Annotated in this window: 9 protein-coding genes; 2 read left to right on the forward strand and 7 right to left on the reverse strand. The window is 62.3% G+C overall.

Going from position 1 to position 13,602, the window contains the following annotated elements; genetic code table 11:
* From CO660_RS28070 to CO660_RS28085, 4 genes are all read right to left on the reverse strand, one after another.
* Complete coding sequence (locus tag CO660_RS28070) at nt 1-3,282, reverse strand: cellobiose phosphorylase (RefSeq protein ID WP_097601368.1); 3,282 nt, start codon at nt 3,280-3,282, stop codon at nt 1-3.
* 199 nt (nt 3,283-3,481) lie between these two features.
* Nucleotides 3,482-3,961 carry a cupin gene (locus tag CO660_RS28075; protein ID WP_097601369.1) on the reverse strand — a complete coding sequence of 160 codons (480 nt, stop codon included), beginning with the start codon at nt 3,959-3,961 and terminating at the stop codon, nt 3,482-3,484.
* 78 nt (nt 3,962-4,039) lie between these two features.
* Nucleotides 4,040-5,587 (reverse strand): DHA2 family efflux MFS transporter permease subunit, encoded by a 1,548-nt coding sequence (locus CO660_RS28080; RefSeq protein WP_097601398.1) that lies wholly within the window; start codon nt 5,585-5,587, stop codon nt 4,040-4,042.
* 237 nt (nt 5,588-5,824) lie between these two features.
* Nucleotides 5,825-6,733 (reverse strand): flagellin, encoded by a 909-nt coding sequence (locus tag CO660_RS28085; RefSeq protein WP_097601370.1) that lies wholly within the window; start codon nt 6,731-6,733, stop codon nt 5,825-5,827.
* Between the two features lie 381 nt (nt 6,734-7,114).
* Between CO660_RS28085 and CO660_RS28090 the strand changes: the two genes are divergently transcribed.
* Nucleotides 7,115-9,136, forward strand: a complete 2,022-nt coding sequence (locus tag CO660_RS28090; RefSeq protein WP_097601371.1) for a beta-N-acetylhexosaminidase — start codon at nt 7,115-7,117, stop codon at nt 9,134-9,136.
* A gap of 9 nt (nt 9,137-9,145) precedes the next feature.
* On the opposite strand, the gene CO660_RS28095 is transcribed toward CO660_RS28090, so the two are convergent.
* Entirely contained in the window at nt 9,146-9,886 is a 741-nt protein-coding gene (locus tag CO660_RS28095; protein ID WP_097601399.1) for an AraC family transcriptional regulator, read from the reverse strand.
* Nucleotides 9,887-10,161: 275 nt separating this feature from the next.
* On the opposite strand from CO660_RS28095, the gene CO660_RS28100 reads away from it, so the two are divergent.
* Entirely contained in the window at nt 10,162-11,076 is a 915-nt protein-coding gene (locus CO660_RS28100) for a DMT family transporter (protein ID WP_097601372.1), read from the forward strand.
* A 5-nt stretch (nt 11,077-11,081) separates the two neighbouring features.
* Here the strand turns inward: CO660_RS28100 and CO660_RS28105 are convergent, their stop codons facing one another.
* Nucleotides 11,082-12,284: an ROK family transcriptional regulator gene (locus CO660_RS28105; protein ID WP_097601373.1), complete on the reverse strand. Its 1,203-nt coding sequence runs from the start codon at nt 12,282-12,284 to the stop codon at nt 11,082-11,084.
* A 74-nt stretch (nt 12,285-12,358) separates the two neighbouring features.
* Nucleotides 12,359-13,582, reverse strand: coding sequence for an MFS transporter (locus tag CO660_RS28110; protein WP_097601374.1), 1,224 nt, complete (start codon nt 13,580-13,582; stop codon nt 12,359-12,361).
* Between the last annotated feature and the right edge of the window lie 20 nt (nt 13,583-13,602).

A 13,602-nucleotide genomic window follows, 5' to 3' on the forward strand; every position in this document is an offset into this window, starting at 1 on the left:
TTACCACTTCGGCGTCATCAGTCGCCGCCAGGCGGCGTGATCGGTCTGCAGGGCAACGGCGGCATGCGCCGCAGGCAGAAGCGGTTTGCACCTGCGCCGGCCGAAGCGCCGCTTGAAGCCGAGGATATTTTCGACGAAACTCCTGGCGTAGAGGCCAGGTCCGCTCGAATAGATGCGCCAACCGCCGTCGACGGCAATCTTTCCGGTCTTGGCGCGCGCCCATTGCGCCGCCGCCTGATAGCGGTCGTGGAAAGCCGCGTCGCTGCTGCTGAAATAGGTATTGCGCTGGCGCAGTGAAGCATGCGGCAAGACCGTCGTGACGGCGATCGGATTGACGACCGCGATTGCCTTCCACAGCTCTTCCGCTTCCGCCTCCAGCGCCAGCGTTTCGCAATAGCGCAGATGCGCATGCACATACATCAGCCCGATCTCACGGCCGAAGAAGGACGAGGATTCGGCCCGGCGAAACAGCGTTTCGGGCCCGCCGGAATAGGTCGCCGGCCTTTCCATCAGCCGCACGCCATCGGGGAAGAGCAGGTGCTCTTCGATCAGCCGCATGTGATGCCGCCTCTGCGCCGGCGTGAACAGCTTGCCGAGCATCGCCTGCGTCATCGAGATCAGCGAGAAGGAAAGGCCGGTGCGTTTGTCACTCGGATGCAGCAGCAATTCGACGCCGTCATGGGCCGGATCGAAGATGCCGTAGCCGGCGACGACGCCGTCACGCACGAGATGCCGGTTGAAATCCCGGCGCATCGCGGTTGCGATCTTCCTTAGCGCCCTGGCCTTATCATCAAGGCCGAGGCGGCGCAGAATGGCGGAATACCGGACGATCTGCTCATAAAGCAGAGCAACTGTCCAGCTGCTGACCATCCAATCGCGCAGATGCGGATCGGCCGGCTGCAGTGAATCGTTCCAGTCTCCCTCGCCATAGCGGATCAGATGCGTTCCCGGGATGAACTGTGTGCGGACGGTCTCGAGCAGCTTCTCGACATGGGTGGCGATGGCATCGGCCACGGGCGCCTTCTGCATGGTCTTTTCGTCGCGCCAGGAGACCTTCTCGTCGAGGATGGCGAGATCGCCGGTCGCTTCGATATAGTCGCAGAGCGCTTTCAACGGCCACACGATGACGTCGCCGTGACTGTCGCCCGCCCGGATGTTGGCATAGGGCTCCAGCATGAACCATTGCGGCCAGTCGCCTTTTTCCAGATATTGTTCGCTAAAGACGGTCTTCACCACCTCCCTGGCTTCGCGGTCGTGCTCATAGGCGAGCAGGAATTCGATCGGTCCCTGGCAGGCGTCGCGCGTGCCCCAGGCAGCACCGGTGTATTGCTCCAGGCCGTGCGGCACGCTCAGATGCACGATGGCGTCATGCGCGAGCCAGGGCAGGAGGGTCGCCTGGGCAGCGAGATCGGGGGAAGAGCTGTCGATCGTCATGCCGCGCACGGCGTTGCGCCAGAATGCCGATGCCGGCGCAAGCATCGCCTCATTGGTGACGCCGCCCTCGTAACGCTGCGCCAGCCGTTCGGCTTCTTCGGCATCGGTCATCGAGCCAACGACGGCAAAGGAGAGCGCTTGCGTCGGCCGGGACTTGAGTGCGATGAACGCGCCGTTGCGCGCAACGCCATCGGCATAGAGGAGCTCGTCGCCGCCGATCTTATCGATGGCGTCGGGTGTCGGACTCACCAGCCAGTAGACGGCATCGGGATAACGCTCGCCCCAGAGCCAGGCCGGGTCCGGCCGGAAAGAGATGCGTTTACGCTCAGGATCGAATTCGATCTGCCCACCGGCGTCATATTCGCGCTCCCCGAGCACGATATGGCCAAACACCAGGAAGCGGCACGGCTTGCCCTCCACGGTAACGCTCCACTGCATTGCCGCATCCTCGCCGGAAGCGACCGCCGTGACGATGATCCTGCGCTCCGGGCACTGATAGATCCAGCGGCAGTCGCTCAGTCCCATTTCGAAAGCCGACGGCACCGCCAGAAGCTGCCAGCCCGCCCCGAGGTCGGCCATGATGCGCAGCCCGCTGGCGCGCGTCAGATTGTAGGGATCGCGCGACACCGAAAAGAGCTTGTGGAAGGACGTATTGCCGATCGTCAACTGCGCGGCGAAAATTCCTTGCATCCAGCAGCTGGCGGCAAGGGTGGTATCGTCGAGCAGCATGTTTTGGCCGCTCCGCACGATGGCGCCATGGCGCCGCGCGACGACGAGTTCCTTGTCACGCAGGACGACGTGGCGGTTGAGGACGCCATCCGGCATGAAAAATGAAAGAAGCTTTCCGTGCGCGCGCTCTTCGAGGCTCCGCTCCGGGTAGAGCTGTCGGATCGCCTTCAGGTCCAACGTCTCGGCCTCCAGCAGGGGCGCATCCTGGAGCAGGCTGCGAACGGCCGCGGCCCCCTCCGGATCGGCGGTTGCACTCTCCGGTGCCGCGATACCGTCAAGCCGCGAAAGGTCGGCATCGCTCGAGGCCTCGGGATGATCGGCGGCGAACAGGGCAACGAAGGTGGCTGTCGCGCCGTCTGCTGACACGGAAAGCGGCCTCGACTGAATGGCGGGACATGCCGTCTCCTGCTGCCGCCGTTCGCCCGGAAGGCTGCTGCCGAAGGGCCCGACCAGATGGTCGCCCTGCCGGTGCTTCGCCTGCACCAGCTGGATCGCATCCGTGGCGTAGGCGGCCGCGCCATCGAAGCATCCCTGGACGAGCCAGGGATTGCGGGCGCCCGACTGCTTGAGATTTTGCCGGTTCATGACGACCGGGCCGAATGTCTCGTGATCGGCGATATGGTGATCGACATATTGCGAAGCATAGGCCTCGCTGTTCATCAGGAAGCCGCGATCGCCGAGACCGACGTCCTGGACGAGCACCAGATCCACCGGCAGCGTTCCCTTCTTCGGATGCTTGAGCGAGACGCGCCAGAACCAGGCCGTTTCGGAAGCATGAAGCTCGAGCCGGACGGTGTAGCTGATATCGGCGGCCATGCCGCTCCAGGAAAAGCTCGTCGCGTCGTGCCCGAAGCGGCCATCGGCACGCGGGCCGACGATCTCGGCGACATCAGGCTTAGCGCCGCCGATGCGCAGATAAAGGCGACTGATGCCGCCGTAGAGCGGCGAGCCCTGGATCTGATTGATCTGCACCGCTCCCTTGTCGTCGGCATATTCGATCACAAACAGCGTGCCGTTCGGCAGCGCCGAGATCGACAGGCCGGAACCGTTGCTGATCGCAAGGAGACCCAGCTCTTCGCGTCGTGGCATTTGCAAACTGCGCTTGAGGTTCAGGGCCATTGAGATCTCGTCGATTGATATCAGAGGGGAATCAAAGGATGGCGTAAAAAGATTGAGAGAAATCTTACCGGTGATGGGAAGACCGACAAGTTGCCGCGGCTGATAAACTCACATCAAAGTGCTACCGAAACTCGCCTAAAGCGGAACAGAGTCAGGCAGAGCGGATTAGAAAACGAAAATATAACGGCGGTGCAAATTGCTACCGCCACTTTTCGGGGAGAAATCCCGACCGTCCTTGAACGGGATCCGTATCGGGCAGGGGTACTGACGAGATTTTCGACAGCATTTCCTTCGAAGCAGCCGAAGTCTGAATATCGGCATGCTGCCCCTTGGGATAGGCCCCGATGACCTCGAACTCCGCCGTGCAGCCGAGATTTTGGTGCCCGGTTCCGGCTGGAAGCACCAGACAGTCTCCCGCCGCGACTTCGATCGCTCGACCGCCGGGACCGCCGATCAGCAGTGTGGCGCTGCCACGTGTAATTCCGAGCACTTCATGAGCACCGGAATGGTAGTGCTGATAATCGAAGACACCGTTCGTCCAGATGCCGGTCCAACCGTTTGTCGCGAAGCGACTTTTGAAATCAGCAGGTTCATCATCGGCAAGATAGAGCAATACAGGCAGACGAGGGTTGTTCGGGACCCAGCCGCTCGGTTCGAAAATGATCGTCTCGGTGTTCATACCAACCTCCCAATGCCAGTGGCTTCAAAAGCCAAACTTTTGGCGAGCGCCGGCGGTTCCACCATGGACTGGGCTTCGTCACTGACGTTCTTCGCCCGGCGCCGGCCGCCTGGCGAAGGGGACTGAGAGCAGGGCGCAGCCGGTCAGGATGGCGACGACCATCCAGGCTTCGTTGATCGCCTGAACGCTCGCCGCGGTCTGTACCAGCGGATCGAGCGTTGCCATGGTATCGGCATCGAAGCTGTGTCTCGATATGATCTCGGCAGGCACGCCGACAAACGTGGCCGCCTCGATGTCGCCGGCCTGGAGGCGTGCCCAGAGGTCTTGTCCCAGCGGCTCCGAGCGTGTGTAGATGATGGTGTCGATCAGCGCGATGCCGATGGCGCCGCCGAGATTGCGCATCAGATTGAAAAGCCCGCTCGCATCGGGAACGCGATCGGCCGGAAGCGTGCCGAGCGCCAGCCGCGTCGGCGGCAGCAGGCAGAACATGATGGCGACGCCGCGCACGACCTGAGGCCAGAACATCGCATCGTAATCCGAGCGCGGATCCTGAAACGCGCTCATGCCGACACCGATCGTAAACAGGGCGAAACCGGCGGCCGAGAGCAGCCGCGCATCCATACGCTTCTCCAGCGCAACAGCGACTGGCGCGGTGATCAGCTGTGCGACGCCGGTGACCAGCATGGTCACGCCGATCTCAAGGGCGTCGTGTCCCCTGATGAAAGCGAGAAAGACCGGCATGAGATAGACCGAGCCGAACAGGCCGATGCCGAGTATGAAGCTCAGAACCGAGCCGACCAGAAAATTCCGATCGCCGAAATTGCCGAGATCGACGATCGGCCGGCGCCGGCGCAGCGTTCGCGTGATGAACGCGCCGCCCGACAGAAGACAGACGGCCAGCAGGCTCAGCACATAGGCGGAGGTCCAGCCGCTGGTCGGCGCCTCTTTGAGACTGAGTTCCAGCGCTGTCAGCGCTGCCGCCATCAAGAGGAGCGACAAACCGTCGAGATGCCTGAGTTCGGATGGATCGGCTGCCTGCTTCGGAAGGAAGCGAGCCGCCAAAACTGCCGAAGCAAGCCCCGGAAGAATGTTGATCAGGAACAGCCAGTGCCAGGAATAGGTTTCGGTCAGCCATCCGCCGACGATCGGGCCGACAGTGGGCGCAAGCACTGCAAGCACGCCGGCAATCGTCGTCGCAAGCGCTTGCCGCATATCTGGAAACAGGATGAACACGGCTGAAAAGACCGAGGGGATCAGCGTCCCGCCGGAAAAGCCCTGAAGCACTCGCCAGGCGACCAGCGCGCCGAAGCTGCTGCTGGCCGCACAGCCGGCGGACGCAGTCACGAACAGGGTTATGGCGACGACGAACAGCCACCGCATGGTCAGAAGCCGCGTCAGCAGGCCGGTCAGCGGGATCGCGACCACCTCGGCGATCAGATAGGCGGTTTGTATCCAGCTCATCTGATCCGGATCGATATCAAGCGCCGACTGGATGGTCGGCAGCGATGTCGCCACCACCTGAACGTCGAGGATCGCCATGAACATGCCGACGCACATGGCCAGGAAGCCGAACCAGACGATGGCGGGCCTTCCATCAGGACGAGCAGCTTCAAGTCGTTCCGACATGCGAGGATCCCGCCAGCGCGGCAATGTCTGCATCGGTGATAAATCTAGAGCCTTCATGATTGCGATCGAAACGATCGCCATGTCAACCGGCAGAGCGAGGAGATCGTCACCAGCCGGGCGTTGGTCGCTCATGCCCGAAACGCGACCGAGCCTGACCGGGAAGGCCAGGCTCGGTGTTCGATCGGCGAATTTGGGCCGGACGTTCTATGCGCCCTGCTCCCTTTGCGTCGGCCAGGATTAGCCGCGGAAGAGCGACAGGATGTTCTGGGACGACGAATTCGCGATCGACAGCGACTGGATCGCCAGCTGCTGCTGGGTTTGCAGGGCAGAAAGCCTGCTCGACTCCTCCTCCATATCGGCATCGACCAGCCGGCCGACACCCGAGTCGATCGAATCCGAGAGTGCACCGACGAAGTCTTCCTGGAGTTCGATGCGGGTCGAGATCGAACCCAGCTGTGCACCTGCCGACGTCATCGCCGAGAGCGCCGATTCGACGGTTGTCAGCGCCGACTGGATCTGGCCGAGTGTGAAGTTGGTGATATCCATCGAGTAGACCGAGCCGGTCGCGCCGGACGACGTGCCGAGAATGCCGGTGGAGGTTTCGATCGAGCCGCCGCTCATGCCGAACAGCACGTTGCCCATCGAGGCGGTATCCAGAGCATAATCCGTCATTTTCACCGAAACGGCGCCGGAGCCGTCGCGGACGAAGGACGATACGACGCTCACGGTTCCATCAGCGCCGGCGACCCAGTTTTCGCCGGAGAAGGAAGCCGACTGAGCGATGCTCATCAGTTGCTCCTGCAGCTGGCTGATTTCTTCCTGGACCTTGGACTTGTCGACACCGTCTTCGGTCGCGGCCACGAGCTTGGCTTTGATCTCGTCGACGACGTCGATCGCGCTGTCCATTGCCGTGTAAGCCGTATCGACCTTTGCCGCACCGAGGCCGAGGGCGTCGGACACGGCTGACAGCGCCTTGTTATCGGACCGCATCGTGGTCGCGATCGACCAATAGGCGGCGTTGTCGGATGCGGTGTCGACCCGGTAGCCGGTGGAAACACGGTTCTGTGTCGATTCGAGATTGGAATTGACGCTGCGCAGCGTCTGAAGGGCTGCCATCGCGGAATTGTTGGTATTGATGCTGGTCATGGAAATGTCGCCTGATTCGGAAGTTGGATGTGTTGCATCCCGGGGACATCCGGGCCGTGGCGAGCAGCCTCATGCTTATCGATCCCTCTTCGGGGTGGTCAATTCGCCACTGTTGAGCCAATTATGGTACTTAAAGGTACCTTAATCGTTAACGCAAACGGCGAAGCCATTATTTTTTCCCAAATTACGACACCCCGGCGATGCCGTCGGCAGAATTTGTCCTGATGCCGGCCAGCAGAAATTCCGCGTGGCCGATTGACGGCCCGGCGGGAAACTGGCTATCACTATTAAATCAATTTGATTGACTTCAACCGCCGCTCCCATTCCCTGCCGTGCAGGAACGTCCAAAAAAACTCGTTTTCCTCAAAGGAAGAGTGACCAATGTCGACACCGCGACCGAATGCCCTGCGGCTTGAAACCCTTTGGAACCCGCCTACCGAGGGCAAGGAATTCTCCTATGTCCTGCGCCTCAAGAACCTCGGCAGCGAACCGCTTTCGAATTTTTCCCTCTGCGTCAGCGGTCCGGGCCGCGTCGACCCCGCCGGACGCGTCGAAGGCGCAACGGTGTCGCAACGGCTTTCGAATTTCACCGAATTCCAGCCGCCGGCCAACTTCGTGCTCGGCGCAGGCGAAACCTGGACGATCTCCGTCTATGCGCTCAGCTGGCAGTTCCGCCACTGGACGGACGGCGCGACGAGCGCCTATCTCGTACTGTCCGACGGCAACACCATCGTGCTCGCTGTCGAGCCGACACGCTCTTCCGTCAGCAATGCACCGCTGAAGCGCGGTGCCGAGATCTATCCGGTTCCCGTCAACGCGCCCGTTGCGGTGTCGATCATTCCCTGGCCAAACCATGTGGCGGTCGCCTCGCGCCGCCCGCTGCCGGCCGGTTTTGCGCCGCGGGCGCAGAGCCCTGAAGGGGAGGCGGCGGCGAAAAGCTTCACGGCACTGGTGGAGCATCTCTTCGCCGTCGAGGGAATCGTACGCACCGAGGCCGAAGGCGCGGTTCGTGTCGGCCTGAAGGGCGCCGCCGCCTTCGGGCCGGAGGCCTACCGGCTGAGCTTCGAAGAAGAGGCGATCACGATCGAGGCAAGCAGCCGGACCGGCTTCCTTTACGGCCTCGTCACGCTCGGCCAGATCTGGCGCGGCGCCAGGCTGCATCCCGGGACCTTCCAGTTTCCGGCATCCGGCGAGATCATCGACGAGCCGTCGATGGGCTGGCGCGGCCTGCATCTCGATGTCGCCCGCCAGTTCTACGGCGCAGCCGAAGTCAAGAAGCTGATCGCGGTGCTGGCCTGGAACAAACTCAACCGCTTCCACTGGCACCTTTCCGATGACGAAGCCTGGCGGGTGGAGATCGATGCCTACCCGGCCCTGACAAAGATCGGCGCCTGGCGCGGTCACGGTCTCGCCGTGCCGCCGCTTCTGGGTTCAAGCCCGGCCCGGACGGGCGGCTACTATACAAAGCCTGTCATCCGCGAGATCGTCGCCCTCGCAAAGAACTTCGGCATCGAAATCGTGCCGGAGATCGATATGCCCGGACATTGTTATGCCATGCAGCAGGCGATACCTGAGCTGCGCGATCCGGACGAGAAGGGCAGCTATTACTCGGTTCAGGGTTTTCCCGACAACTGCATCAATCCAGCGCGCGAGCAGACCTATGAGATCGTCGAGACCATTCTCTCGGAACTGATCGAGCTTTTCCCGTTCAAGACGATCCACCTCGGCGCCGATGAAGTTCCCCTGGGCGCATGGTCCGGCTCGCCGGAAGCGCTCAAGCGGCTGCGCGCCATCGCCGGCGACGAGGTTGCCGATGCGCATGCCAAGCGGCTGAACGTCGTCACCAACACCCATGGCGCCGACGACATTCACGGCTCGGGCGCCGCCATCCTGCAAGCAGAATTCCTCGAGCGCGTCCAGCGCTTCCTGGCAAGCAAGGGCTGCATCACCGGCGGCTGGGAGGAAGCCGCGCACGGCGACGTCATCGACAAGTCGAAAAGCTATCTCTGCAGCTGGCGCAATGTTGAGGTTTCGGCCGAACTCGCCGAACGCGGCTATCAAATGGTCGTCTGCCCCGGCCAGGTCTATTATCTCGACATGGCGCTGAGGCCGGACTGGGATGAGCCCGGCGCCAGCTGGGCAGGAAATTCGGACGCGGAAAAGCTCTACAATTTCGATCCGGTCGGCGGCTGGACAGCGAGCCAGAAACAGCAGCTGCTCGGCATCCAGGCCTGCATCTGGTCCGAACCGATGACGGACCGCGCCGTCTTCGATCGTCTCGTCTTCCCGCGCCTTTCGGCACTTGCCGAAACAGGCTGGACGAAACCCTCGTCCAAGTCATGGGAACGCTTCAAGGCGCTCGCTGGGCTGATGCCGCTGCTCTATGGATTGCAGGAGTCATAGCGCCCGGCTTCACTGTCGCGGTCGGTAGGCAGAGGGCGTGACGCCTGTGCCGGCCTTAAATGCGCGGGTCATGTGGCTCTGGCTGCTGAAGCCGCAAGCCGAGGCGATCTGCGCGATCGGGTCCGCGCCGCGCAACATCGATTTCGCGCGCTCGACGCGCCGATGGGCCACCCAGCCATGCGGGGACACGCCGTAGCTTGCCCGGAACATCCGCTGAAAATGAAAGGCGCTGAGCTGCCCAATCGCCGCCAGATCCTGCAAGCGGATGGTCTCACCGAGATGAGCCTCGATATAATCCAGGCAGCGGCGCCTGATATGGGGAGCGAGCCCGCCGCTGATCGCGCAGGGGCGCGTCCCTCCATAACGCGGATCAACGAAGAAATCGTTGATCGTCTCAGTCATCGCTTCTTCAGCCAGCAGATGCTCACCCGCTGACATCGCTTGCCTCAGCTGCCGAAGCGTGCGCGCCAAGACGGGTGCATCGGCGAAGGTCACTTCGGAGACAGCCATAAGCCTGGAATCACGGTCGAACGTCTCGGCAAACATCCGGCGCATCTGATCGTCCGGAACATAGAGATGAACGAAGTCGAAAGGATCGGTGATTTCCCATTCGGACGAGTGCCCCTGTGGCATGACGCACAAGGCGCCGGGCCGGCCTCGCGCGGCGGGGCTGCCATCCAGGCGGCGCGTTCCGGCGCCCCCGTTGAGATAAAGGCTGAACGTATGTCCGTCCGGCCGTTCATAGCTCATCCTGTCGCTGCCATTGCTCCAGAGGGCCGCCGATCGCCCGAACCCAAGATCGATCGACTGCGACATCCGCGCCGAGGGCGATGCGGACAAAAACCTGAAAACCGAGAGGCGGCTATCTTTCACCAATTCTTCCCACACATGTGACGTCTTGCGAACAATACCGGTGGACGGCCGACGTGGCGAGCGAGAACTCCGGGGCGAGAAATTTAATAGCAAGAATCTGCAAGAGACCGGCTCACCGTTCGCCTATTCATGGAGAAAACGAGGATCACTCCATGGCAAATGCCGCTCTCTTCATCGCGACCGCCCTCATATGGGGGACGACCTGGATCGCCATTGCGATGCAGGTCGGTCCCGTGCCGGTCCTGGTCTCGGTCTTCTACAGATTTGCCGTCGCAGCAGTGATCCTCGTCGCCATCCTGGCTTTCATGCGGCGCCTCAACCTCCCTGCCTTGCGCGATCAACCTTTCATCCTGGCGCAAGCGGTCTGCCTCTTCAGCCTCAATTTCATCTGTTTCGACAACGCCGCCGGCTTCATTCCCTCAGGGCTGATCTCGGTCATCTTCTCGCTGGCAACGATCTACAATGCCGTTAATGCGCGCCTGTTCTTCGGCGACCACATCACAGGCCGCACGCTTCTCGCAGCGGCGCTCGGAGCCACCGGCCTTCTCTTGCTGTTCGGAGAGGAGGTGGTCGTCGATTTCGATATGGGCACATTGAAAGGGATCGGGCTCGCAGCGCTGGGCACGCTGTTCTTCTCGCTCGGCAACATGGCATCGCGCCGAAATAGCGCGGCCGGGATCTCACCGCTGACCGCCAATGGCTGGGGCATGACCTACGGCGCGATCGTCCTCCTCTTGCTGATTGCCGTGACGCAAACACCGATCGTGGCGCCGCCCGACATCAGCTATCTTGCCGCCCTGCTTTATCTCGCGGCAATCGGATCGGTGATCGGCTTCACCACCTATCTCATGCTGGTCTCCCGCATCGGCTCCTCGCGCGCTGCCTATGCCACCGTCCTGTTCCCGATCGTCGCCCTGTCATTGTCGACAGTCTTCGAGGGCTACCACTGGAGCGGTCTCGGCCTGATCGGCCTGGGGATGACGCTTCTCGGGAATGTCGTCATATTTGCACGACCTCTGCCCCGTCGCGTGCGCCAAGCAGATGCGCGGCTGCCGGCAGGCGGGTGAGGGTGTTAGCCGACCGGCTTTTGCAGGACGTCGAAGCGCGGATTGGTTTCCGAAAAAATTGGCAGGGCGGCAGCGCCGAGGATCGCCGTATCCTTGCCGGTCATGCCGATCATAACGCGGGGTATCGTCCGCTTTCGGTCGGGATCGATCGGATCGTGCAGCGGCTCGAGCCGCTCGGCAACCCGCCGCATCAGCGATGTCGATACGCTGCCGCCGAGCACGATGGTCTGCGGATCGAAGGCGAGTTCCAGAAAATCGAGTGTCTGCCGCAGGGGCTCGATGGCCTGATCGAGCCAGGCATCAACGCCTTCGCCGCCTTCGGCGATCAGCGCGTCGAGATTGTCGGGGGAAAGCTCGCCGGCATTGGCGATGCCCATGAATTCGTAAGCGACTGAGGGCGAGATGTAGCGATCGAGGCAGCCGCGCTTGCCGCAGCTGCAGAGCCTGCCATGCGGCTCGACGATAATATGGCCGATCTCGCCGGCATTGTTGCGGCTGCCCTTGTAGAGGTGGCCGTCGAGAAACATTCCGGCGCCGATACCGCCGCCGCCGGCCAGAAACAGATAGACGAAACTGCCGAGGCCCCGGGCAACACCGTGAAGGCGCTCACCGATCGCCGCCGCCGTCGCGTCGTTCTCGACCAGAACCGGCACTCCGACCCGTTGTTCCAGTGCATGCCCGACCGGAAAATCCTGCCAGCCCGGCAGGCTGTGCGGGCTGAGAGATGTGGTGCCGCCATCGGCGTAGCGGCCGGGCAGGGCGATGCCGATACCAAGCAGCCTGTTCCTGTCGAATGCAAAAGCCTCTTGAAGATCCTCGACGATTGTTTGCAGCGCCGGCATGGCCCTTTGCGGATCGGGGTGTTCGACCAGGTGCTCGATGCGGGCGCAGACGGCGCCCGAGAGGTCCGTCAGAACACCGCTTGCGCGCCGGCGGCCAAGCTCCAGGCCGATCGAATAGGCGCCGTGCGGATTGATGGTGTAGGGAATGATCGGCTGGCCTCGCGCCAGCTTCTGCGCCTCGGCCGCAACGAGAAGGTGCGAGCTCTCCAGTTCCTCGACGATGTTCGAGACGGTTTGAGGCGTCAGCGCCGTCATCCGGGCGATGGCGGCCCGCGACAGCGGACCGTGGGTGCGCACAGCCTCGATCACCACGCGCCGGTTGTGAGACTTGGCCTGCTCGAGATTGGTGCCAGAGATCGCCTTCATGTCGCTTTCGAAGCAAGTGAAGCACCACCCTTGTCACAAGACGGATGGCGATGAAAGCCACATTCTTTGACTGATTATCGAAGCTCGGCGTCGGCAGGCGCAACGGCATTTCGTCTCTGCAGCAGGGCGAGGATCGTGATCCCCGACAATCCGGTGACGGCGCTCAGCATGGCGGTCCCGGAATAACCGGTCACATAGGTGCCGGCGGCAAAGACCAGCGCCCCGATGCCCGCGCTGGCAAAAACGTTGACGGAGATCAGTGCGCTGCCGAGCCCCGGCCGGTCGGCGATGAGATCCTGCAGATAGGTGATCGGGATGCTGATGATCGCCGCCGCGCCGATGCCAGCGAGCAAGGTGAGCGCGTAGAGATGCCACGGCTGGGAGGCAAAACCAAGTACGCCGAGGAATGCGGCATAGACGATGGTGCCGGCGGCAAGCGCGGTCATCTGGCCCGCATCCCGCGCGATCCGCGACCAGACGATGATGAAGACGATCTCGAGCAAGGCGACGATCCCGACCAGAATGCCGACGTCGCTGAGCGCGCCGTGGGCCGCGCCGGTGGCGATCAACGGCAGCAGGGCGTCGTTCAGATGCAGCGTACTGGTGATCAGCGCCACCCCGATGATATGCGCCGAAATCCGCGGTGAAATCACCTGCCGTAGGGCGCCGAGATAGGAAAGATGATCAATGGTGGCGATCTCCGTTGCCGCCCGCTTCGGCAGGGCGAAGAGGATGATGCTCTGGCATAAGAGACAGGAGATGGCGGCAAAGAGATAGGCCGGCAGCATACTCGATGCGCCCGAAAGCAGAAGGCCCGTAATGCCGGGAATCAGCACCCAGGAGAGCGAGATCATGGCGCGCACGCCTGAGTTGGCCGTCACCATGTCGTCCCGGCTCATGCCCTGCATCGCCGCGCGCGCATTGGCAAACAGCAGTGAATTCAGCGCCCCATAGATCGGGAGCGGCAGCAGCGCGCTGAAGACGAAGACGGGCGCGCTCGGAAAGGCATAGACCATGCCGTAGCCGGCAATGCCGAAGATGCAGGCGCCGATCATCGCTGAACGGTATTCGCCGAGCCCGTCGGCGAGATTGCCGAGCAGAACGCTGATGACCACATTCACCGCCGCCGAAGCAAAGGCCAGGAAGGAATAGAGACCGTCGCTCAAGCCCAATTCGCGGATGCCGACGATCGAACGATAGGGCGCGGTCATCGCTCCCGCCATGCCGAAGGTGAAAATGGCGATCATGCTGGCGCGGATCGCCGGATTGCGGAAGACGTCTGGAAAGAGGCGGCTCATGAAATCATCAATCGTCAGGG

It is taken from the genome of Rhizobium sp. L9, assembly GCF_002531885.1.
Classification (GTDB): Bacteria; Pseudomonadota; Alphaproteobacteria; order Rhizobiales; family Rhizobiaceae; genus Rhizobium.